Origin of the sequence: Luteococcus struthionis (assembly GCF_048595755.1) — a bacterium.
Taxonomy (GTDB): Bacteria; Actinomycetota; Actinomycetes; order Propionibacteriales; family Propionibacteriaceae; genus Luteococcus.
The window spans coordinates 70,468-93,452 of sequence record NZ_CP184360.1 but is presented as its reverse complement, the minus strand read 5'-3'; the positions used below and the strand labels follow the sequence as shown (position 1 = coordinate 93,452).

The window sequence follows — 22,985 nt, the reverse complement described above, 5'->3', positions numbered from 1 at the left end:
GGGGGCAACGATCATGCAGCAGCGCGTCGTTGAGCCCATCATCCTTCCGGTCCTGGAGACACATGGCCTCGAACTGGACAAACTGGACATCATCCCGGCGGGCAAGCGCAAGGTGCTGCGGATCACCGTGGATGGTGACGGCCCCAAGGGCCGCGGCCCGCTGCTGGACGACATTGCCGCGGCCACGCGCGACATCTCGGATGCCCTCGACGAATCGCCCGAGATCGGTGATGCCCCCTTCACCCTGGAGGTGAGCTCGCGCGGAGTCGGCAAGCCGCTGACCGAAGCCAAGCACTTCCGCCGCAACACCGGCCGGCTGGTGCTGGCCGTCCTGGTGGACGGCAGTCAGCTGCGCGGCCGCATCACCGAGACCACCGACACCACCGTGACGATCACCGTCGAACCCGAGGCCGGCAAGAAGCTGCCCAAGGACGTCGATCCGGTGCACGTGCTGGAGCTCGACGAGATCACCAAGGCCACCATCCAGGTGGAGATGAATCGCAAGTACACCCCCGAACTCGACGAGATCGGCGACGAGTCCGACGAGGCGTCGGGCCAGGGCAATGAGGAGAACTGATGGACATCGACATGGCAGCCCTGCGGGCGATCGAGCGCGAGAAGGAGATCCCGCTGGACTACCTGGTCCAGGCGCTCGAGGACGCGATGCTCAACGCCTATGACAAGACCGAGCACCCCAGCAAGGGTGCGAAGGTGGAGCTGGACCGCCGCAGCGGCCGCTTCGCCGTGATGGTGCCCGAGAAGGACGAGGAGGGCAATGTCATCGGCTGGTTCGACGACACCCCCGCCGACTTCGGACGCGTCGCCGCGGCCACCGCGCGACAGGTCATCTTCCAGCGTTTGCGCGAGGCCGAGGACGAGCGCAAGTACGGCCACTTCCTGGCCCGCGAGGGCGACATCATCCTGGGCACCGTGCAGCAGGACCGCGACTCGCGCACCATCCGGCTCGACATCGGCAACAAGATGGAGGCCATCATGCCGCTGGCCGAGCAGGCCCCCGGTGAGGAGTACACCCACGGCAAGCGTCTGCGCGTGTTCGTGGTGAGCGTCCGCAAGGAGGTGCGCGGCCCGCAGGTGGTCGTCTCGCGCACCCACCCCGGCCTGGTCAAGGCGCTGTTCGCCCTCGAGGTTCCGGAGATCGAGCAGGGCGTGGTGGAGATCAAGGAGATCGCCCGCGAGGCCGGCCATCGCACCAAGATCGCCATCGTCAGCCACAATTCCGACGTTTCCGCCAAGGGAGCCTGCATCGGCCCGATGGGGCAGCGCGTGCGTTCGGTGATGCGTGAGCTGAACGAGGAGAAGATCGACATCATCGACTGGTCGGAGGATCCGGCCGAGTTCATCGCGCAGGCCCTCAGTCCCGCCAAGGTGAGCCAGGTGACCGTCGTCGACCAGGCCGCTCGGGCGGCCCGCGTGGTGGTGCCCGACTACCAGCTCAGCCTGGCGATCGGCCGCGAGGGCCAGAACGCCCGACTGGCCGCTCGGCTGACCGGGTGGCGCATCGACATCCGTTCGGATGCCGCCCCCGAGTGAGCTGACCGTGTTGCTGGCGGGGCCGGATCCTTCGGGGCCGGCTCCGTCTGCCGACGTTAGGAAGTACGCAATGATCCCCAAGCCCCGACGAGCTGCTCCGCGTCGCACTTGTGTGGGTTGCCGACGCGAGGACGACCAGCACAATCTGCAGCGTTTCGTGGTGGTCGACGGATGGGTGCAGGCGGACCCGCGGCGTCGGCTCGCGGGCCGGGGTGCGTGGCTGCACGACGACCCGCAGTGCCGGGAGCAGGCCCGTCGCCGGGGCGCTTTCCAGCGGGCCTTTCGCAGGCCGGTCAAGCTTCCCGATGACCTGACCGCGCAGTAGCTGGTTGGCCCCAAGACGGCCTGAAGCGGTAGGATGAAGATTGCGCGTCCTCCCGGAACCCCGGGAAGGATCTACCAAAAGAGCGCCCTGGACTCGGGGCGCGAACCAGAAAGTGGGCAGAACGCTCATGACCACTCGATGAGTAACCACCAATGAGCACCAACATCAACTAACTGGTCCGGTAGCCGCGAGTAGAGGCCCGGACCTGGAGGAGAGTAGTGGCAAAGGTCCGTGTCTACGAGCTCGCTAAAGAGCTTGGACTCGAAAGCAAGGATGTTCTCAAGACGCTGAAGGACATGGGCGAGTTCGTCCGGTCCGCGTCGTCGACGATCGAGGCACCCGTCGTGCGCCGTCTGCGCGACACCCTCGACAAGGAGGCCGGCGGCAAGTCGGGCGCCGCTGCGCCCGGTGGCGCTGCCAAGGCCGCCCCCGGCCCGCGCCCCGGCGCCCCGAAGCCCGGCCAGGCACCCCGTCCGGGTGCGGCCGGTCCGCGCCCCGGCGCCGCACCGCAGGCCCCTTCGGCCGGCCGTCCCGGCCCGGCACAGCGCCCCGCAGCCAAGCCCGGCGCGGCCGCGCAGCCGAGCGCCCCGACCCCGGGCGCATCGACCCCCGGTGCCCCGACTCCCGGTGCGCCGACTCCGGCCCACGCGCGCCCCGGCGCCCCCAAGCCCGGTCAGGCGCGTCCCGCAGCTCCGCAGCCCCCGGCGGCCCCGCAGGCCCCGGCAGGACAGGCCGGCCAGCCGACGGCTCGCCCCGGTGCGACCCCGGGACCCCGTCCCGGTGGCCAGCGCCCCGGCCCGCGTCCGGCAGCCCCGCGCCCCGGTGGCACCGGCGGTCTGCCCAGCGGCAACGCGCCCACCCCCGGCCCGCGGCGTTCCAATGCGCCCCGTCCGGGCGGCGCGCCGCGTCCCGGCAACAATCCCTTCGCCTCGTCGCAGGGCATGGGCGCTCGCCGTCCTCGTCCTGACGGCCAGGGCGGCCCGCGTCCCGGTCAGGGTGGCGGCCGTCCCGGTGCGCCCCGTCCGGGTGCCCCGGCCGGTGGCGACAACCGCATGCCTCGCCCCGGTGGCTCCAGCGGCGTGCCCGGCATGCCGCGTCCCAACCCGGCGATGATGCCCAAGCAGCAGAATGCCGCCGTCGGCGCGCCCGCCCGTGGCGGACGTTCCGGTGGTGGCCCCGGCCGTGGCCGCCCCGGTGGCGGTGGCCGTCCCGGAATGGGCGGTGGCCCCGGTGGTCCGCCCATGGGTGGCGGCCGCGGCGGTCGTGGTGGCCGCGGCGGTTCCGGCACCCAGGGTGCCTTCGGCCGCGGTGGTCAGGCCGGCCGCGGACGTCGCAAGAGCAAGAAGCAGCGCAGGCAAGAGTTCAATGAGATGGAGGCGCCGTCGATTGGTGGCGTGCGCATCCGTCAGGGTGACGGCCAGACCGTGCGTCTGCGCCGTGGCGCGTCGCTGACCGACCTGGCCGAGAAGATCAGGGTCGAGCCGGCGCAGCTCGTGCAGGTGCTGTTCAACCTGGGCGAGATGGTCACCGCCACGCAGTCGGTGGCCGACGACACCCTCGAGGTGCTCGGTGCCGAGCTGAACTACAAGATCGAGGTCGTCTCGCCCGAGGACGAGGATCGCGAGCTCCTGGAGAGCTTCGACCTCGAGTTCGGCGAGGACCTGGGCGACGACGAGGACCTGGCTCCCCGTCCGCCGGCCGTCACGGTCATGGGTCACGTCGACCACGGCAAGACCAAGCTGTTGGACGCGCTGCGCCATGCCAATGTGCAGGGCGGCGAGGCCGGCGGCATCACCCAGGCCATCGGCGCCTACCAGGTGCAGACCGAGGTGGACGGCGAGGATCGTGCCATCACCTTCATCGACACCCCGGGTCACGAGGCCTTCACGGCCATGCGTGCTCGCGGTGCCAAGGCCACCGACATCGCTGTGCTCGTCGTGGCCGCCGATGACGGCGTCATGCCGCAGACCATCGAGGCCCTCAACCATGCCAAGGCGGCCGAGCTGCCGATCGTGGTGGCGGTCAACAAGGTGGACAAGCCCGATTCCGACCCGACCAAGGTGCGCGGTCAGCTGACCGAGTACGGCCTGGTGCCGGAGGAGTACGGCGGCGACACCATGTTCGTCGACGTCTCTGCCATGGCCCGGACCGGTCTGGACGACCTGCTCGAGGCGATCGTGCTGACCGCCGACGCCGAGCTGGACCTGCGTGCCAACCCGGACATGCCCGCCCAGGGCGTGGCGATCGAGGCCCACCTGGACCAGGGTCGTGGCCCCGTGGCCACCGTCCTGATCCAGCGAGGCACCCTGAAGAAGGGCGATTCGATCGTGGCCGGTTCGGCCCATGGTCGAGTGCGCGCAATGATCAACGACAAGGGCGAGAATGTCGACGAGGCCCCGCCGTCGATGCCGGTGCAGGTGCTCGGCTTGACGTCGGTTCCCGGTGCTGGTGACAACTTCCTGGTCGTCGACGACGACCGCAAGGCCCGCCAGATCGCCGACAAGCGTGAGGCTCGCATGCGTGCCGCCGCGCAGGCCCGCAGCTCGCGTCGCAAGACCCTCGACCAGCTCTTCGAGCAGTTGGAGAAGGGCGAGACGCAGGAGCTGCTACTCATCCTCAAGGGCGACGGCGCTGGTTCGGTCGAGGCCCTGGAGGATGCCCTGTCGAAGATCGACGTCGGCGAGGAAGTGGACCTGCGCGTCATCGACCGTGGTGTCGGCGCCATCACCGAGACCAATGTCTCGCTGGCCGCTGCCTCGAAGGCCGTCATCATCGGCTTCAACGTGCGCCCCACGCCGCATGCCGCCAAGATGGCCGACAACGAGAACGTCGACGTGCGTTACTACTCGGTCATCTACGACGCGATCGACGAGATCGAGGCTGCGCTCAAGGGCATGCTCAAGCCGATCTACGAGGAGAAGGCGATGGGTACCGCGGAGATCCGCGAGATCTTCCGCAGCTCCAAGTTCGGCAACATCGCCGGCTGCATGGTGCTCGATGGCCACATCAAGCGCAATGCCAAGGCCCGTCTGGTGCGCGACGGTGTCGTGGTCCGCGAGACCACCATCGCCTCGCTGCGTCGTGAGAAGGATGACGCCACCGAGGTCCGCGAGGGCTTCGAGTGTGGTCTGACGCTTGCGAACTTCAACGACATCCAGATCGGCGACCACATCGAGACCTACGAGATGGTCGAGAAGCCGCGCGACTGATTGACAAGCAAGGGGGGCGACCCCCTTGGACCCCCGCGGCACTCGCGCGCACCGCTCCTCGCAGGCTCGGAGCTGCGCTCGTGTCAGGAAGAACGAAGTACTGTGGGCGGCATCCCCAACAGGGGTGCCGCCCACGGTGCTGTCCACCAAGCCAATGAACCGAAGGAGCCATCATGACCAATCCTCGTGTGGCAAAGCTGGCCGACCAGATCAAGGTGATCGCCGCCGAGATGCTGGAACGTCGCGTCAAGGACCCGCGCCTGGGCTTCGTGACCATCACCGACGTGCGCCTGACCGGCGACTCGCGTGAGGCCACCATCTTCTACACAGTCTTCAGCGAGGAGGAGCCCGGTGGCAGCGCGGCCGCGCTCGAATCGGCCAAGGGTCTGATTCGCTCGACGATCGGCAAGAAGCTCGGGCTGCGATTCGCCCCCAGCATCACCTTCATCCCCGATGCCACCCCCGAGGCGGCCGCCGCGATCGAGGACCTGTTGGCACGTGCCCAGGCCGACGATGCGGAGCTGGCCAAGCGCCGCGAGGGCAAGACCTTCGCGGGAGAGGCCGATCCCTACAAGCACGACGAGGACGACGACCAGCGGTGAACGGCGTCCCCGAATCCGGACTGCTGGTCTGCGACAAGCCGCAGGGCTGGACCTCCCACCAGGTGGTGGGGCGGGTGCGGCGCCTGATGGGTACCCGCAAGGTGGGCCACGCCGGAACCCTGGACCCGATGGCCACCGGGGTGCTCATCGTGGGCGTGAACCGGGCGACCCGGCTGCTGGGCCACCTTGCGCTGCACGACAAGCGCTACGAGGCCACGATCCGCCTGGGGGAGTCGACCACCACCGACGATGCCGAGGGTGAGCCCAGCGGCGGGGCGGATGCTGCGCACCTGACCCGGGAGCTGGTGGAGGCCGAGCTGCCGGCCTTTCGAGGCGAGATCGAGCAGGTCCCCAGCTCCGTCAGCGCCATCAAGGTCAACGGGCAGCGCGCCTACAAGCTGGTGCGTGACGGGGAACAGGTGCAGCTGAAGAGTCGCCGGGTGACCGTCAGCCACTACGAGGTGCTCGACGTGCGCCCGGCGGTCGGTGCCCAGGGGCATGCCGTGCTGGACGTCGACGTCGAGGTGGAGTGCAGCTCCGGCACCTACATCCGGGCGCTGGCCCGAGACCTGGGTGCCGCGCTCGGCGTGGGAGGTCACCTGACCTCGCTGCGCCGTACCCGCATCGGCGGTTACAACCTGACCGACCTGCCGGTGGTCGACCTGGAGTGCGATGACCGCCCCGAGTTGCTGCCCATGGGCGAGGCGGCACGGCTGAGCTTCCCGGTGGTTCGGCTGGATGAGGACCAGGCCCGTGACGTGGCCTTCGGCCGGAGCCTGCCTGGGCTGCTCGTGCCCGGCAACCCGACCGGTGTGCTCTCGCCCGAGGGAGACCTGCTGGCGCTCTACCGCCCCGATGAGGACGGGGCCGAGATCGCCCGGCCCGTGGCCGTCCTGGCCCAGTGAGGCCCGCCGCAGGAAAGGGCCGTCAGGGCATCCCCGCCAGTCGCGCCAGGGCTGCGGCGGCGGCTCCGACCAGTACCACCACCAGGTAGGGGGCTCGGCGCCACAGCGCGATCGCTGCGGCCCCAAGAGCCACCAACCGGGCATCGGCGGTCAACTGCTGGCCGGAGGCGACGGTGTTGAGCATGACCAGTGAGCCCAGCAGCCCGATGGTCATGGCTGCCGTCAGCTGCATCACCCGTGGTTGCTCGACCCAGCGGGTCGGCAGCAGATAGCCCACCAGCTTGGTGGCATAGGCGACCAGACAGGCGGCCAGCACCCATCCCCACAGGTTCATCGCACGGCCCGCTTCCCGAGCTGCCAGCTCGTCAGCGCCGAGACCAGTGCCGCCACCAGCAGTGGCAGGCCGGGAGGCAGCACCGGCACCAACATCAGTGTCACAAAGGCGGCGGCCACCGCGATGGCCACGGTGTCGCGGTTGTGCAGCCGGGGCCACAGCAGTCCGAGGAAGGCGGCGACGGCCGCCCCGTCCAGGCCCCAGGCCTTGGGATCGCCCAGGGCATCGCCCAGCAGGGCACCCGCCAGGGTGAACAGGTTCCACAGCACGAAGACGCCCAGCCCTGCCGTCCAGAAGCCGCGTCGCTGCTCGTCGTGGCCGTCCTGGGCCACGCTGGTGGCCACCGACTCGTCGATGGTGACGTGGGCCTGGAGCATGCGCGTGAGCCCGTGTGGGGCGAAGACGGCATTCATCTGCGCGCCGTAGACAAGGTTGCGCAGGCCCAGCAGGCTGGCCGAGACCAGCGCCGGGGCACCACCGCCGGCGATCGCCCCGACGAAGGCGAACTGTGATCCGCCGGTGAACATCAGCAGGCTGAGGGCCTGGGTCTGCACCAGTGACAGCCCAGCCGCGACGCTCAGCGCCCCGAAGGAGATCCCGTACAGGCCGGTGGCCACCGACACCGAGATCCCCATTCGTACTGCTGTGGTCATCTGCATGGTCGTTCGAGCCTAGGCGGCGGGCCTGTCGTGGACTGGGGCGTCCACTGTGCGAACGCAGCCGTGCGCCAACTACACTCGGCACGGCGTCCCCACCGGGGACGCGGCCCGACTGTGGTGACGAATCGTGGTGACAAGGAGTGGTCTGGTGGCGAAGTCCGTGGTGGTGGTCGGCAATTTCGACGGAGTGCACAGCGGCCACGTCGAGGTGCTGCGGCACGCGCAGTCCCTGGCCCCCGAGTTGCCGCTGGTGGTGGTGACCTTCTGGCCGCACCCCATGCAGGTGCTGCGCCCCGAACAGGCCCCCAAGCTCCTGGTCGACCTGCCGGAGCGGCTGCGGCTGCTCAAGCGGGCCGGGGCGCAGGAGGTGCGCGTGGTGCAGTTCACCCGCGACGTGTCCACCTGGAGCCCCGAGGAATTCGTCAGCCGCGTCATCGATCCGCTGGACCCGAGCCACGTCGTGGTGGGGGAGAACTTCCGCTTCGGCTACCGCGCCAGCGGAACGGTCGAGACGCTGCGCGAGCTGGGTGCCGGACGATTCGCGGTCGACGCCATGCCGCTGGTGCACATCGACGGCGCCTCGACCTGTTCCACCCTGGTGCGGGAGGCCCTCGACGAGGGGGACGTCGCGCTGGCGGCCACCCATCTGGGACGCCACTTCCGGATGCAGGGGGTGGTGGTGATGGGAGACCAGCGCGGACGTGAACTGGGCTTCCCGACGGCCAACCTGCCGGTCCCGCCGGGAATGTCGGTGCCGGCAGACGGGGTCTACGCCGGTTGGTTGACCCGGCTCGACCAGCCCGACAGCAAGCCCCTGCCCGCAGCGATCTCGGTGGGCAGCAATCCCACCTTCCAAGGACTGGAGCGGCGGGTGGAGACCAATGTGCTCGATCGCACAGACCTGGAGCTCTACGGCGTCGAGATCGCGGTCGACTTCGTCGACCGCCTGCGCGGGCAGATCACCTTCGCCGGGATCGAGGCCCTGGTGGAGCAGATGGAGGCCGACGTCGCCCGCACCCGCGACATCCTGGGGCTGGTTGCCTGAGTCCCCGTTCGGTCCCTGTACCACAGACAGCACTCCGCCCCACGCTCGACGGCATGGGGCGGAGTTCTTCGTCCATGGGGGCGTACCTGCCGTGCAGTGTGTGGGCAGGTCAGCTCTGGATCAGTAGGCCAGCAGGCTCTTGCGGTAGATCGCGTAGCGGTTGCTCACCTGGTCGGGGTCGGCCACCACATGGGTGGAGGGGTTCTCGATGATGAGGTGGTCGCCGGTGGGGGAGTAACCCAGCTGCAGGAAGAGCGAGATGGCCCTGGCATTGTCTGGGGCGACGGAGAGGAAGACCTCCTTGTAGTCGGCCTCGGCAGCCCGCTTCTCGAGCCAGGTCCACAGCGCCTGGCCGGCGCCCAGACCACGGTGCTCGGGGTAGATCCACAGGTTCTTCACCTCGGGCTCCAGGTCCTTGTCGATGAAGTCCAGGAAGCCGCTGCCCACGATCTGGCCCTCGTGCTCGGCGACGGCAAGGATTCCCGTGCCGTCCTGCATCTCCTTGAAACGCTGGCCGATAAGGTCGATCTCGGGGCGCGGCTGGTTGGCGCGCAGGTTCTCCAGGTCGCGTTCTTCGGCCCGGCGGGCGATGACGTCGCTCATGGTGGTCTCCTGTCCCTGCCGCACGGGGGTGCGGCCGAAATGCCGTGAAGGCTGGTCATTGCCCACCATAGACGCCGTCAGGGGCTCGCGGGAGGCCCGCGGCAAGGGATGGACCCTCCCCGTGGGGGATTGGCTCCGAAGCCCCGGGTGCTGCTAGTCTTGACAAGTTGCCGTTAGATCGGCCGCGGCCTCGAAAGAGCTCCCATCTGCACCAGGCACCGGGGGCGCCGCGCAACGGGAAACCGAGAGGAGAGCATCGTCATGGACGCTGCCGAGAAGAAGAAGATCATCGAAGAGTACGCGACCGCCCCTGGCGACACCGGCTCTCCCGACGTGCAGATCGCGCTGCTCAGCAAGCGCATCTCCCACCTGACCGAGCATCTGAAGCAGCACAAGGGCGACCACCACAGCCGTCGTGGCCTGATGCTGATGGTTGGTCAGCGTCGCCGTCTGCTCAACTACGTCATGAAGAATGACGTCGAGCACTACCGTGAGCTCATCAAGCGTCTGGGGCTGCGTCGCTGATCGCAGTCACCGTGTGAGGGGGAGTGGCCTTCGTGGCCACTCCCCCTCGTCACATCCGGCCCCGCCACAAGCTCGGGGAACGTGATGGGGTCCCCCGGGGGAGGCTGACAGTTTTTGTCAGACTCCTTGGATAGGCTGGGCCCGTACAACTGAACAGTTAGAGAAGGTATCCGCAGGACACCCAGACCGTCGGTCATCGTCGTCTGGTCCTCGGTAGTGGTTCTCGGGTCACGGCGTCCACGCCTGCGCCCCGCGAGCCTCGATCGAAGACCGGCACATGCCGGCCGGCAGCACGAGGCTGCCACTGGTGTGGGTGTTGCCTGCACAAGAGAAAGGAGTCCCCGTGGAGGGACCCGATGTGAAGTTCGCCGAAGCCATCATTGACAACGGCAAGTACGGCAAGCACACCGTCCGTTTCGAGGCCGGTCTGCTGGCCCAGCAGGCCGACGGCGCTGCCGCCGTCTACCTCAACGGTGACACCATGCTGCTGAGCGCCACCACGGCGCAGAAGACCCCGCGTGACTCGATCGACTTCTTCCCGCTGACGGTGGACGTCGAGGAGCGCATGTACGCCGCTGGCCGCATCCCGGGCAGCTTCTTCCGCCGCGAGGGTCGCCCCTCGGAGGGCGCCATCCTGGCCGCCCGCCTCACCGACCGCCCGCTGCGTCCGTCCTTCGTCAAGGGCCTGCGCAACGAGGTCCAGGTCGTCGTCACCGTCATGGCCCTCAACCCCGAGGTCTACTACGACGTGCTGACCATCAACGCCGCCTCCATGTCCACCCAGATCGCAGGCCTGCCCTTCAGCGGCCCGATCGGTGGCGTGCGCGTCGCGCTGATCGACGACCAGTGGGTCTGCTTCCCGACCGTGGAGCAGATGAAGGACGCCACCTTCGGCATGGCCGTGGCCGGCCGCGTGCTGCCCGACGGCGACGTCGCCATCATGATGGTGGAGGCCGGCGGAACCGAGGCCACTTGGGAGCTGGTGCGCTCCGGCAAGACCGCCCCGACCGAGGAGGTCGTGGCCCAGGGTCTGGACGCCGCCAAGCCCTTCATCAAGGCCCTGTGCGACGCCCAGGTGGAGCTGGCCACCCAACTGCCCAAGGAGACCTACGACTTCCCGGTCTTCGCCGAGTACACCGACGCCGCCTGGGAGGCCGTGCAGCCCTTCCACGACGAGCTCGCCCAGGCCATGAGCATCGCCGGCAAGCAGGAGCGCGACGACGCCACCCATGCGCTGCGCCAGCGCATCACCGAGGCCCACGAGGACATCGAGCCGACCGACATCTCGGCCGCCTTCAAGGCACTGACCAAGAAGATCGTGCGCCACCGCACCCTGACCGAGCAGGTCCGCATCGACGGCCGTGGCGTGCGCGACATCCGCACCCTGTCCGCCGAGGTCGGCGTGATCCCGCGCGTGCATGGTTCCGCGCTCTTCCAGCGTGGCGAGACCCAGATCCTGGGCGTCTCCACCCTGAACATGCTCGACATGGAGCAGAAGCTGGACACTCTGAATCCGGAGACCACCAAGCGCTACATGCACAACTACAACTTCCCGCCCTACTCGACCGGTGAGACCGGCCGCGTGGGTTCGCCGAAGCGTCGTGAGATCGGCCACGGAGCGCTCGCCGAGCGCGCCCTGGTGCCGGTCATCCCGCCGCGCGAGGAGTTCCCCTATGCCATCCGTCAGGTCTCCGAGGCGCTGGGCTCCAACGGCTCCACGTCGATGGGTTCGGTCTGCGCCTCCACCATGAGCCTGCTGAATGCCGGTGTGCCGCTGAAGGCCCCCGTCGCCGGTATCGCCATGGGTCTGATGAGCGAGCAGATCGACGGCGAGACCAAGTACGTCGCGCTGACCGACATCCTGGGTGCCGAGGACGCGCTGGGTGACATGGACTTCAAGGTCACCGGCACCAGCGAGTTCGTCACCGCACTGCAGCTGGACACCAAGCTCGACGGCATCCCCGCCGACGTGCTGGCCGGCGCCCTGCTGCAGGCCCGCGAGGCGCGTCACGCCATCCTCGAGGTCATGGGCGAGGCGATCGACGGCCCCGACGAGATGAACGAGTACGCACCGCGCATCATCACGGTGAAGATCCCCGTCGACAAGATCGGTGAGGTCATCGGCCCCAAGGGCAAGATGATCCACCAGATCCAGGACGAGACCGGTGCCAACATCTCGATCGAGGACGACGGCACGATCTACATCGGCGCCGACAACGGCACCTCTGCCGAGGCGGCCCGCAGCATGATCAATGGCATCGCCAACCCGACCATGCCGGAGAAGGGCGAGCGCTACCTGGGCACGATCGTCAAGCTGACCGCCTTCGGTGCCTTCGTGAGCCTGCTCCCGGGCAAGGACGGCCTGCTGCACATCAGCAAGCTGAAGCCGCTCAACAACAACCAGCGCGTGGAGTCCGTCGAGGACGTGCTGGGTGTGGGACAGAAGCTGCAGGTGGAGATCAGCGAGGTGGACGATCGCGGCAAGCTGTCGCTGATCCCCGTCATCGAGGTCAAGGCCGAGGCCGACTCGGACGAGTCCGAGGCTCCCGCGGCCGAGTGATCCCACCCGCCTGAGACACCCTCACGGCCACGCCACCCCCGGGTGACGTGGCCGTGAGCCGTCTGGTCCCCGAGCCACCCATCTGTTCCCCGAGCCTGTCGAGGGGACGAAGGAAGCAATGAACCCCATCCGTCGAAGCACTCTGCCCCACGGGCTGCGCGTGGTCACCGAGCACGTGCCCGGGGCCCGCGCCTTCAACGTCGGCATCTTCGTCGGCGTCGGTTCGCGTGACGAGGGCCCCGGGGAGCATGGCTGCAGCCACTTCCTGGAGCACGTGCTGTTCAAGGGCACGCCCACCCGCAGTGCGGAACAGATCAGTGCCGAGGTGGAGCGCTTCGGCGGCGACCTCAATGCCTACACCACCCGCGAGTACACCTGCTTCCACGCCAGGGTCCTGAACGACCAGGCAGACCGATCGGTGGATGTGCTCACCGACATGTTGGCGCATTCCCTGGTGCGCCCAGCCGACGTCGTGGTGGAGCGCGAGGTGATCCTGGACGAGATCGCCATGCACGACGACGACCCCTCCGAGGTGGCCATCGAGGGCGCCATCGCCTGCCTGTTCGCCGGCACCACGTTGGCGCCCCAGGTGATCGGATCGTCCACCTCGATCCGTCGGATGAGCACCCGACGCGTGCGCGACTACTGGCGACGCTGCTACACCAGCGACCGGATGGTGGTGAGCGCGGTGGGAGACCTGGACCACGACGAGCTGTGCGCGCGGCTGAACACCTTCGACGCCGAACTGGCCGGCCTCGGCTCGGCGGCGGACCGTCGCGTGGACCCGCCGGTGTCCTCGCACCCGGTACGCGTGCGTTCCAATGACCTTTCCCAGACCTCGGTGGTGCTGGCCTTTCCCGCTTTCGGCGCGCTGGATCCGCGACGCGAGGCGCTTGCCCTGCTGGCGGTCGCGCTGGGCGGGGGCATGAGTTCCCGGCTCTTCCAGGAGGTGCGCGAGCGTCGTGCGCTTGCCTACACCATCGACTGCAGCGAGGCGGCCTGGAGCGATGCCGGCTTCATAACCATCGACTGGCAGGCGCTGCCCGAGCGCACCGCCGAGATCATGGACGTGGTTCGCGGCATCGTGGCCGACGTGCGTGGGCACGGCATCACCGCCGACGAGCTGGAGGCCGCCCGGGGCCAGCTGGTGGGCCAGACGATCCTGCACTTCGAGAACCCGTCGTCGCGGATGAGCCGGCATGGCGCCGCCGAACTGGCGGGGGATGCCCGAAGCCTCGACGAACTGTTGCAGACCTATCACGCGGTCGGACTCGACGAGGTCAACGCCCTGGCAGCCAAGGTGCTGTCGCAGGTGCCCGTGGTGAGCATGGCCGGTGCGGCGGCCCCGCGCGGAGCCGCCCATCGCCTGCGGCACCATTGGGTCGGCCCTCAGTTCACCCGCTGACACGGGGTATCGCCCACTGACACGGGCCCGAGGAAGACGCTGGGCGCCCTAGTCTCGCCGTGTGCACAGCAATTCCGCCCGTCAGCGGCCCTTCCTCCGGTGGCTCGCCGCACTGCTGACGCTGGCCACCCTGCTCCTGGTGCCGTCCGCCATCCAGGCCGCCCGCGCGGAATCCGCCCAGCGCCCCGACCTGCTGCTGTTCGACGAGCCGACCAGCGCACTCGATCCGGAACTGGTCGGAGAGGTGCTGGGTGTGATGCGGCAGTTGGCCGACGAGGGGCGCACCATGCTGGTGGTCACCCACGAGATGCGATTTGCTCGTGACGTGGCAGACCAGGTGCTGTTCATGGACGCCGGGGTGGTGGTGGAACAGGGGCCGCCGGCCGACGTGATCGACCGTCCGCAACAGCCACGCACCCAGGCCTTCCTGCGACGCGTGCTGGACCCCTTGCACTGACGGCAGCGCTGACTCGAGTACAGCGGCGTCCCGATCGTTGGCATGTCGTCGAGCATTGTTCACCTGAGGTGGGCATACTCCGCGTGGTGACGGACCCTCAGCTTGATCTCTCCCCGCAGAGCCATCCGATCCCTGCTGCGCTGCTGGGTGGTGACAAGGTGCCGCCGCCGCGCACCCTGGTGGACATCTTCCTGGAGACGGTGGAGCAGTACGGCGACCAGCCTGCGCTGGATGCCGGCAGCACCGTGCTCACCTATGGTCAGTTCGCCGAGGCGGCCGGCGAGGTGGCCGAGGAACTGGCGGGCCTGGGCATCGGCCGCGGTGACAAGGTGGGCGTGCGCGTCCCCTCGGGCACCGCAGACCTCTACACCGCGATCATGGGCATCCTGCTGGCCGGCGCCGCCTATGTGCCGGTCGATGCGGAGGATCCCGACGAGCGTGCCCGCACCGTCTTCGAGGAGTCGCAGGCCGCTGCCGTCATCAGCACGGACCTGGTGGTCACGAGCCGACTGGCCACGCCCCGCGAACCCATCGAGGTGCAGCCCCCGCGCCTGGACGACGACTGCTGGGTGATCTTCACCTCCGGCTCCACCGGCAAGCCGAAGGGCGTGGCCGTCAGCCATCGCAGCGCCGCGGCCTTCGTCGACGCGGAGGCCCGCATCTTCCTGCCCAAGGCCCCCATCGGCCCCAAGGACCGGGTGATGGCCGGCCTCAGCGTCGCCTTCGACGCCAGCTGTGAGGAGATGTGGCTCGCCTGGCGCTTCGGCGCCTGCCTGGTGCCCGCCCCACGCAGCCTGGTGAAGTCGGGCGTCGACCTGGGGCCGTGGCTGATCGCCAACCGGATCAGCGTGGTCTCCACGGTGCCGACCCTGGTGAGCCTGTGGCCCACCGAGGCGATGGACCGGGTGCGGCTGCTGATCGTCGGCGGCGAGGCCTGCCCTCCCGAGCTGGGCGCCCGCTTTGCCACCGAGACCCGCGAGGTGTGGAACACCTACGGCCCCACCGAGGCCACCGTCGTCGCCTGCGCCGCGCAGCTGGACGGCACCCCGCCGGTGCGCATCGGCTTGCCCCTGGATGGCTGGAACCTGGCCGTCGTCGACGCCGAGGGCAATCCGGTCGCCGAGGGTGAGGAGGGCGAGCTGATCATCGGGGGCGTCGGGCTGGCCCGCTACCTGGACCCCGAGAAGGACGCCGAGAAGTACGCCCCGATGCCCAGTCTGGGGTGGGAGCGCGCCTACCGTTCCGGTGACGTGGTGGTCAACGACCCGGCCGGGCTGCTCTTCCGCGGACGCGCCGATGACCAGGTGAAGGTGGGCGGCCGCCGCATCGAGCTGGGCGAGATCGACTCTGCGCTGCTGCAGCTGCCCGGCGTGGTCGGTGCCGCCGCCGCGGTGCGCAAGACCGCCAGCGGCAATGCCCTGATCGTCGGCTACCTGACCGTCGACGAGACCTTCGACCGGGCCGCCAGCCTGGCCACGCTGCGGGCGGACATGCCGGCCGCGCTGGTGCCCCGCCTGGCGGTGGTCGAGGACCTTCCCACCCGTACCAGCGGCAAGATCGACCGGGACGCGCTGCCCTGGCCGCTGCCCGACAGCGAGGGCGGCGATTCCGACCTGTCGGAGACGGCCCGCTGGGTGGCCGGGATCTGGCGCGATGTGCTGGGCAGCCGCCCCACCACGCCCGACGAGGACTTCTTCGCGCTCGGTGGCGGGTCGCTGACCGCGGCGCAGATCGTGGCCCGGGTGCGCGAGCAGCACCCCACCACGACGGTGGCCGACGTCTACGAGCACCCCACCGTGGGTGGCTTCTCCGACTGGCTGGACTCCCAGACGGCGCCCAGCGGTCGGCTCAACGAGGCGGTCCACCCGGTGCCGCACAAGACCCAGGCCGGCCAGCTGCTGGCCCTGCTGGGGCTGCGCACCATCTCCGGGCTGCGCTGGGTCTTCTGGCTGGCGCTGGCGGCCCGGATCGCCGGGGAGCTGGGCTGGGCCCTGCCGGTGACGGCCCTGCCGGTGGCCCCCTGGTGGCTGCTCGGCGTGGTCTGGCTGTTGCTCGTCTTCGCTCCCGGCCGGTTGGCGCTGAGCGCCCTGGCCTCCCGGATCATCCTGGCGGGCATCCAGCCGGGGGACTACCCGCGCGGTGGCAAGGTGCACCTGCGGCTGTGGCTGGCGGAACGGCTGGCCGACGAGCTCGGGGCCGGCATGATCGGTGGGGCGGGGCTGGTGCGCTGGTATGCCCGCTTGCTGGGCTGCACCGTCGAGCCGCACGTCGACCTGCACGCCATGCCCCCGGTCACCGGAATGCTGCGGCTGGGGGAGGGCTGCTCGGTCGAGAGCGAGGTCGACCTGGCCGGTCACTGGATCGACGGTGGCACCCTGCGGTTGGGTGCCATCGAGATCGGGCCACGAGCCCGGATCGGTGCGCGTTCCACGCTGCTGGGCGGTGCCCGGATCGGGACCGGAGCGGAGATCGCGCCCGGCTCGGCAGTCTTCGGGGAGGTGCCGGCCGACGAGATGTGGTCGGGTTCCCCGGCCGAGCGGATCGGGAGCGCCCGGGGCCCGTGGGACGTCCAGCCGCCCTCGCGGCCGGTCTTCACCTGGCTGTATGCACTGACGGGCACGCTCATCTCGCTGCTGCCGGTGATGGCGATCGCCGTGGCCGCTGCCGTCGCGTGGCCCGCCATGAGCCGCACCGAGAGCCTCGGGGAGGCGTTGCGCACCGCGCTGCTGTGGTTGCCGCTGGCCGGACTGGCCGGTTACGCCAGCCTGATGCTGGTGATCTGGGCCTGGGTCCGCCTGTTGTCCGTGGGCCTGGACGGTGGACACCACCCGGTGCAGGGCCGCGTCGCCCTGCAGGCCTGGACCACGATGCGCCTGATGGATGAGGCCCGCACCTGGCTCTTCCCGCTCTACGCCGGTGCCGCCACCACCTGGTGGTTGCGTGCCCTGGGCGCCCACGTCGGCAAGGACGCCGAGGCGTCGACGGTGCTGATGATCCCGTCGATGACCTCGGTGGGGGCCGGCGCCTTCCTGGCCGACGACACCCTGATCGGCGGCTACGAGCTGGGCGGCGGATGGCTTCGCATCGAGCGGGTCAAGGTGGGCAAGGGCGCCTTCGTCGGCAACTCCGGCATGACCGCGCCCGGCCGCAAGGTGCCCAAGCGTTCGCTGGTGGCCGTGCTGTCGGCGGCCCCGCGTCGCAAGAAGGCCAAGGCCGGCCAGTCCTGGGTGGGCTCCCCGCCCGAGAAGCTGCGCCGCACCGAGCAGGGCGGGGACACCTCCCGCACCTATGCGCCGGCGCGACGCCTGCGGGTGCTGCGCGCTCTGGTGGAGAGCTGCCGCGTCCTGGCCCTGCTGGCCCACCTGCTGCTCCACCTGGGCGGCGCCGCGCTGCTGGTGTGGGTGGCCTCCCGCCACGGCTGGCTGTGGGCCGTGGTCGCCTCGCCGTGGGTGCTGCTGGTCTGCGGCGTGGTCGCGGCACTGCTGGCGGCCCTGGCCAAGTGGCTGCTGGTGGGCCGCTGGAAGCACGACGAGCACCCGCTGTGGTCGGCGGCCGTCTGGCGTGGCGAGCTGGCCGACGCCTTCGTGGAGTCGGTGGCGGTGCCGTGGCTGCTGCGCCACGTGCCGGGCACCTCGCTGCTGAATGCCTACTTCAAGCTGATGGGGGCGCGCATCGGTCACGGTGTGTGGTGCGAGACCTACTGGCTTCCTGAACATGACCTGGTGGCCCTGCGTGACGGTGCGACGGTCAACCGTGGCTGTGTGGTGCAGACGCACCTGTTCCACGACCGAATCCTGGCCACCGACTCGGTGCACCTCGACGAGGGTGCCACCCTGGGGCCCAACTCGGTGATCCTGCCCGCCTCGACCCTGGGACGGCATGCCACCGTCGGCCCGGTCTCGCTGGTGATGCGTGGCGAGTCCGTGCCGGACAAGACCCGCTGGATCGGCAACCCGATCGGGCCCTGGCTGGACTGAGCATTCCCAGGCCCTAGGCTGTTCCCACCCATCCCCGCCATCGCGGTCCAGGCCCGTCCTGGGCCGCGTCGGACCGCGTCACCCACAGGAGTTGCTTGATGCCCACGCCCGATCCCTACCTTCCCGGGCACGGTGACACCCGCTACCGGGTGCGCCACTACGACCTTCACCTGGACTACAAGGTGACCACCAACCGCCTGGACGAGGTCGCCACGCTCACCGTGGTGCCCAGCCAGGAGTTGTCGCGGGTGGAGCTCGACCTGGTGGGGCTGAAGGCGTCCAAGGTGCTGGTGGACGGCAAGAAGGCGCGCTACCGGCAGCGCGAGCGGAAACTCGCCGTCGAGGTGGGGCAGCGCCAACCGGGCGAGGAGCTGCAGATCGCGGTCACCTGTGCCGGCAAGCCTCGCCCCGTGCCGGGGGTCCACGGTGCGGCGGGCTGGGAGGAGCTGACCGACGGGTTGGCCGTCGGCTCGCAGCCCTACGGCGCGCCCGGATGGTTCCCCTGCAATGACGACGCGGCCGACAAGGCCACCTACAGGATCCATCTGGTGGTGGCACCCAGCTACCACGTCGTGGCCAATGGCACGCTGGTCGATCACGAGGTGCGCGGCGGCACGGGGCGGTGGACCTATGAGATGGACCGTCCGATGTCGCCCTACCTGGCCACGGTGCAGATCGGGCAGTACGTGGTGGATCGGCGCCGCGCCAGCGTCCCCGTGGAGGTGGTGCATCCGCCGCAGACCCGGGTGGGTCGCGGCACGGCCTTCGAGCGCCAGGCCGAGATGGTGGAGGTCTTCAGTGAGCTCTTCGGCCCCTATCCCTTCGCCGAGTACCGCGCGGTGGTCTCCGACGACGACATGGAGATCCCGCTGGAGGCGCAGGGCTTGAGCTCCTTCGGGCGCAACTTCTGCCCACCCACCTGGGAGAACGAGCGGCTGGTGGCCCACGAGCTGGCGCACCAGTGGTTCGGCAACAGCGTCACCGCAGAGCAGCTGGCCGACATCTGGTTGCACGAAGGTTTCGCCTGCTACAGCGAATGGCTCTGGTCCGACCATCGCAGCAACGGGGGCGACGGGCTGGACGTGCAGCAGCAGGCCGCCAAGCACCACGAGGAACTGCGCCGCAAGCCGCAAGACCTGGTGCTGGCCGATCCGGGGATGCCCGACATGTTCGACGACCGGGTCTACAAGCGGGGCGCGCTCACCCTGCACGCGGTGCGCGCCAGCCTGGGAGACGAGCGCTTCTTCGAGATGCTGCGCACCTGGACCACCGAGAATGCCGGCGGCGTGGTCACCACCGACCAGTTCGTCCAGCACTGCCTGCGCTTCGTTCCCGAGGACGGCTTCGAGCTGGCCGGTGTGCTCGACGCGTGGCTGCGCAGCCCGGAGATCCCGGCCTTGCCGGTGGTGGACGTGGAAGGTTCCCGCAACACCCTCAAGTCCATCGCCGAGCGGATCGGTGCCCGCTTGGGGCTGGGCTGATCAGGCCGCACCGGGGCCGTTCGGATCGTCCCGCCGGGAGGTTCACCAGCTGGTGTGAAGGTGCACCTCGTCGGTGCTGAGCACGGCCAGGCTGCACAGCCAGTCACCCTCCAGCGCGACGTCGAGCACCTGGGTCACCTGCCCGGCGACGACCACGGGGGAGCGATCCACCCTCACGGTGCGAGGGTCGACGCCCAGCCCGACGCCGTGGGCCTTCAGCACCGCCTCGGTGCGGACCCACAGGCGGGTGGCGTCCAGACCGCCCTCCCGGGGGTGACGCGCCACCGCATCGAAACCGTCGAAGTCCGCCACGCCCCGAGCCTCGAGGTCCACGCCCACAGGGGCCTGGGGGCAGACGGCCACCACGGTCATTCGGTGGTCCCGGTCACGCGCCAGCGAGACGTGCACCCCGCGCGCAGGCCCCGTCAGGACCGGGCGGCCGTGCTGGCTGCTGCCGCAGCGCGGGCAGGCATGCACCAGGCGCGTGTCGTCCTGGCCCGTCAGGCCGTGCACCAGCTCCAGCGCCAGGCGGTGGGCCTGGTCGGCAGGGCCCAGGGCCAGGTGGACCTGCGGCATCAGCGCAGGGTGAAGACGGCCACGCTGCGGGCCGGCACCTCGAAGCCGACGCCGTCATGGCGGGCACGACGCACCACCTGGTCCGGCCCGTCGGCCTGCACCGGTGAGAGCGAGGCTCGCTGGCCGTCCAGCAGTGGCGCCTGCCGCACCGGCTCGGGCGTGGCATTGAAGACCACCACCAGACCGTTCAGGTCGGGATCGACCGGATCGGTGCGGTCGTCGATATGCATGGTGATCACACCCGGCACGGCACCGGGGGTGCCGGACAGTGGGAAGCGCAGCTTCTGCCGGATGCGCTCGGCGCTGCCCAGCCGGAACAGGGGAGTGGAGCGGCGTAGCTTCAGCAGCAGCCGCGCCTGTTCGGCGGCCTGCTGCACCTGGCTGGAAGTGGGCTTGAGGGAGGGATCGGCCAGCAGCGGGCGAAGCCACGGCCACCGGGTCATGTTGTCGTCGGCCGGGGGCAGGCCGTGACCGAAGCCATTGTCCTCGCCCGTCCAGTCCAGGCGGTTGAACCAGTCGCCCGAATTGTAGGAATTGCGATCCAGTGACTTGCTGCGCAGCAGGTCGGTGCCGGCGTGCCACAGGAAGGGCGACTGCCCCAGGGCGACGGTTGCCAGGCACAGCGTGTTCATCCGGATCCGCTCGTCCATCGGCAACCCCTGGGGCAGCTTCATGATGAGCGCATCCCACAGGGTCTCGTTGTCGTGCGCATCCACGTAGTTGATGGCATCCGAGGGTTCCTGCGCGTAACCGGCCGGTCGGCCGTTGTAGTCGATCTCGTCGCCGCGACGGTGCACCCCGTCGGTGCACAGCAGCTCGTAGTCGCGCAGGCTGCCGGCCAGCCCCAGCATCACCAGGTCCGTGTCATGCTGCAGCCGACGTTCCGGTTCGCGGTTGCATGGTGCGCCGTTCGGGTCGCCCGCCAGGCCCGTGCCGAAGCCCTGGCGTCGCGGGTCCTCGTCGAATGGCCGTCCGCCACGCACGGCGTCGCGCAGCCGGTCGTTGAAGGTACCGATGCGGGTGCCCTCCAACTGGCCCTGAGTGGCCTGGGTGAACAGCGCATTGTCTGCCACCTCGCCGAAGTTCCAGCCCTCCCCGTACAGGTACACGCCCTCCCCGTCGACGCCGTCATCCTCCAGCGTCAGCTCGTCCAGGGCGGCACGTACGCGCGCCATGTTGCGGGCGCTGGAGTGCCCCATCAGGTCGAAGCGGAAGCCGTCGACGTGGTAGTCGCGCGCCCAGCGCACCACCATGTCGATCATGATCTTCTCGGTCATCAGTCGTTCGGTGGCCACATTGTTGCCTGCCGCGGAGCCCTCGATGGCGCCCCTGCGGTCAAGCCGGTGGTGGTAGCCGGGCACGATGCGGTCGAGCACGCTGAAGGGGTGCTGGCCCGAGGCGCTGGTGTGGGTGAAGACCTGGTCAAGCACCACTCGCAGTCCCAAGCCGTGCAGTGCACTGACCATCCGTCGGAATTCCAGGACTCGCAGGCCACCATCGGCCTGCTCCGGGGATGAGGTGTAGGAACCTTCGGGAACGCCCCAGTGCAGCGGGTCATAACCCCAGTTGAAGGCATCCTGCCCACCGCTGTGCTGCACCATGCGCTGCTGTTCATGGCTGTCGGGTGGCAGGCTGGCCAGCTGCGCGGGGTCGGGCTGGGACTGTGGATCGGCCTCCGGGATGCTCGAGACGTCGAAGCACGGCAACAGGTGCACCGTGTTCAGGCCGCTGCGAGCCAGGGCCCGCAGGTGACGGGTGCCCAGACCGTCGACGGTGAAGGCCGCATAGCTGCCGCGCAGCTGGCTGGGCACGAGTTCGTCGTTGATGGAGAAGTCACGCACGTGCAGTTCGTAGACGCTGGCGTCCACCAACTGTTGCAGGTGTGGGCCGGCCGATTCCTGCCAGTCGTCGGGTTCCCAGGCCGGATCGTCCAGGTCGACCAGCACCGAGCGGGCCGAATCGACGGTCAGGCCGCTGGAATAGGGGTCGGTCACCAGGTTTGTCTCCATCCGGCCCGTGCTGGGGGAGTAGACCACCACCTCGTACAGGTAGCGGGCACCCACCATCTCTGCGCCGATGCCGGCCTTCCAGGTGCCCGACTCGCTGCGGATCATCTGCCGGTGCTGGGCGCGGCCCACCGAGGGTGCGGGCCCGGCCTCGGCGGGCCACAGCAGCAGACTGACGCGCTGGGCGGTGGGAGCCCACAGTGCGAGCCGGATGCGTCGTTCGTCGAAGTGCACCCCGAACGGCTCCTGCCGGGCCTGTGCGGCATACAGGTCGTCGAGCACCGGGCCGAGCTGCACGCCGGTCAGCGTCCTGAGCTTGCCGTTGGAGCGGCGCGCCAGCATCACCTGGCCGGTGAGCATCTCCGGCACGCTGCGCTGCCAGCGTTCGGCCAGGGTCAACGCCAGGTAACCGGCGACGGCGGGGTTGCGCGAGACCAGGTGGCTGTCCAGCGGCCCAGGCTGCACGTCCAGTTCGACGACCGTCAGGTCGGGGGCCCACAGGTGGTCGTCCTCCACCCGGATCGCGGCGCTACGCGACCACAGCAGCAGCCACTGGGTGGATTCGGGCAGTTGCCAGCCCTGCGGGCCGGGGGTGCGGTCGTCGAGTTCGGCGGGAACCGTCAGGGTTCCACGGTCGATCCAGACGGCGCGGGCTCCGTCGACGCGCAGGTCGTGGGAGCATCGTTGGCGGACATCGGCATGAGGGTCATGGGCGGCCACGGCCTCACCCTAGTCGGTGGGGAGTCGAGCTCCGATGCGGTGTTC

At 69.6% G+C, this 22,985-nt stretch carries 18 protein-coding genes; 13 read left to right on the top strand and 5 right to left on the bottom strand.

Annotated elements, in window-relative coordinates:
* Window positions 1-13 precede the first annotated feature (13 nt).
* The 6 genes from rimP to truB all read left to right on the top strand — a co-directional run bounded on the left by rimP (window position 14) and on the right by truB (window position 6,592).
* Window positions 14-577 (top strand): ribosome maturation factor RimP, encoded by a 564-nt coding sequence (rimP, locus tag ACOAMO_RS00440; RefSeq protein WP_420175633.1) that lies wholly within the window; start codon window positions 14-16, stop codon window positions 575-577.
* Window positions 577-1,551 (top strand): transcription termination factor NusA, encoded by a 975-nt coding sequence (gene nusA, locus ACOAMO_RS00435; protein ID WP_420175632.1) that lies wholly within the window; start codon window positions 577-579, stop codon window positions 1,549-1,551. The genes rimP and nusA overlap by 1 nt, the downstream gene beginning before the upstream one ends.
* Before the next feature lie 70 nt (window positions 1,552-1,621).
* Complete coding sequence (locus ACOAMO_RS00430; protein WP_420175631.1) at window positions 1,622-1,876, top strand: YlxR family protein; 255 nt, start codon at window positions 1,622-1,624, stop codon at window positions 1,874-1,876.
* A gap of 218 nt (window positions 1,877-2,094) precedes the next feature.
* Entirely contained in the window at window positions 2,095-5,085 is a 2,991-nt protein-coding gene (gene infB / locus ACOAMO_RS00425) for a translation initiation factor IF-2 (RefSeq protein WP_420175630.1), read from the top strand.
* A 173-nt stretch (window positions 5,086-5,258) separates the two neighbouring features.
* Window positions 5,259-5,687 carry a 30S ribosome-binding factor RbfA gene (gene rbfA, locus ACOAMO_RS00420; protein WP_420175629.1) on the top strand — a complete coding sequence of 143 codons (429 nt, stop codon included), beginning with the start codon at window positions 5,259-5,261 and terminating at the stop codon, window positions 5,685-5,687.
* Entirely contained in the window at window positions 5,684-6,592 is a 909-nt protein-coding gene (gene truB / locus ACOAMO_RS00415; protein WP_420175628.1) for a tRNA pseudouridine(55) synthase TruB, read from the top strand. Before rbfA ends, truB begins: the two co-directional genes overlap by 4 nt.
* Window positions 6,593-6,614: 22 nt before the next feature.
* Here the strand turns inward: truB and ACOAMO_RS00410 are convergent, their stop codons facing one another.
* Together ACOAMO_RS00410 and ACOAMO_RS00405 are read right to left on the bottom strand one after the other, a co-directional pair.
* Window positions 6,615-6,926 (bottom strand): AzlD domain-containing protein, encoded by a 312-nt coding sequence (locus ACOAMO_RS00410; protein WP_420175627.1) that lies wholly within the window; start codon window positions 6,924-6,926, stop codon window positions 6,615-6,617.
* Window positions 6,923-7,585, bottom strand: a complete 663-nt coding sequence (locus ACOAMO_RS00405) for an AzlC family ABC transporter permease (protein ID WP_420175626.1) — start codon at window positions 7,583-7,585, stop codon at window positions 6,923-6,925. The genes ACOAMO_RS00410 and ACOAMO_RS00405 overlap by 4 nt, the downstream gene beginning before the upstream one ends.
* Before the next feature lie 148 nt (window positions 7,586-7,733).
* Between ACOAMO_RS00405 and ACOAMO_RS00400 the strand changes: the two genes are divergently transcribed.
* Entirely contained in the window at window positions 7,734-8,630 is an 897-nt protein-coding gene (locus ACOAMO_RS00400) for a bifunctional riboflavin kinase/FAD synthetase (RefSeq protein ID WP_420175625.1), read from the top strand.
* 120 nt (window positions 8,631-8,750) lie between these two features.
* Here the strand turns inward: ACOAMO_RS00400 and ACOAMO_RS00395 are convergent, their stop codons facing one another.
* Window positions 8,751-9,233 carry a GNAT family N-acetyltransferase gene (locus ACOAMO_RS00395; protein ID WP_420175624.1) on the bottom strand — a complete coding sequence of 161 codons (483 nt, stop codon included), beginning with the start codon at window positions 9,231-9,233 and terminating at the stop codon, window positions 8,751-8,753.
* Between the two features lie 261 nt (window positions 9,234-9,494).
* On the opposite strand from ACOAMO_RS00395, the gene rpsO reads away from it, so the two are divergent.
* The 6 genes from rpsO to ACOAMO_RS00365 all read left to right on the top strand — a co-directional run bounded on the left by rpsO (window position 9,495) and on the right by ACOAMO_RS00365 (window position 19,638).
* Entirely contained in the window at window positions 9,495-9,758 is a 264-nt protein-coding gene (rpsO, locus tag ACOAMO_RS00390) for a 30S ribosomal protein S15 (RefSeq protein WP_420175623.1), read from the top strand.
* Between the two features lie 343 nt (window positions 9,759-10,101).
* Entirely contained in the window at window positions 10,102-12,318 is a 2,217-nt protein-coding gene (locus ACOAMO_RS00385; RefSeq protein WP_420175622.1) for a polyribonucleotide nucleotidyltransferase, read from the top strand.
* Window positions 12,319-12,436: 118 nt separating this feature from the next.
* Window positions 12,437-13,723, top strand: a complete 1,287-nt coding sequence (locus tag ACOAMO_RS00380) for a M16 family metallopeptidase (RefSeq protein ID WP_420175621.1) — start codon at window positions 12,437-12,439, stop codon at window positions 13,721-13,723.
* 61 nt (window positions 13,724-13,784) lie between these two features.
* Window positions 13,785-14,180, top strand: coding sequence for an AAA family ATPase (locus ACOAMO_RS00375; RefSeq protein WP_420175620.1), 396 nt, complete (start codon window positions 13,785-13,787; stop codon window positions 14,178-14,180).
* A gap of 86 nt (window positions 14,181-14,266) precedes the next feature.
* On the top strand, window positions 14,267-18,157 hold the full coding sequence (locus tag ACOAMO_RS00370; protein WP_420175619.1) for a Pls/PosA family non-ribosomal peptide synthetase: 3,891 nt from the start codon (window positions 14,267-14,269) through the stop codon (window positions 18,155-18,157).
* Between the two features lie 98 nt (window positions 18,158-18,255).
* On the top strand, window positions 18,256-19,638 hold the full coding sequence (locus ACOAMO_RS00365; RefSeq protein WP_420175618.1) for a M1 family metallopeptidase: 1,383 nt from the start codon (window positions 18,256-18,258) through the stop codon (window positions 19,636-19,638).
* A 42-nt stretch (window positions 19,639-19,680) separates the two neighbouring features.
* Here ACOAMO_RS00365 and ACOAMO_RS00360 read toward each other — a convergent pair whose 3' ends face one another.
* Window positions 19,681-20,214, bottom strand: a complete 534-nt coding sequence (locus ACOAMO_RS00360) for a 4'-phosphopantetheinyl transferase family protein (protein WP_420175617.1) — start codon at window positions 20,212-20,214, stop codon at window positions 19,681-19,683.
* Complete coding sequence (pulA, locus tag ACOAMO_RS00355) at window positions 20,214-22,940, bottom strand: pullulanase-type alpha-1,6-glucosidase (protein ID WP_420175616.1); 2,727 nt, start codon at window positions 22,938-22,940, stop codon at window positions 20,214-20,216. Before pulA ends, ACOAMO_RS00360 begins: the two co-directional genes overlap by 1 nt.
* Window positions 22,941-22,985 lie beyond the last annotated feature (45 nt).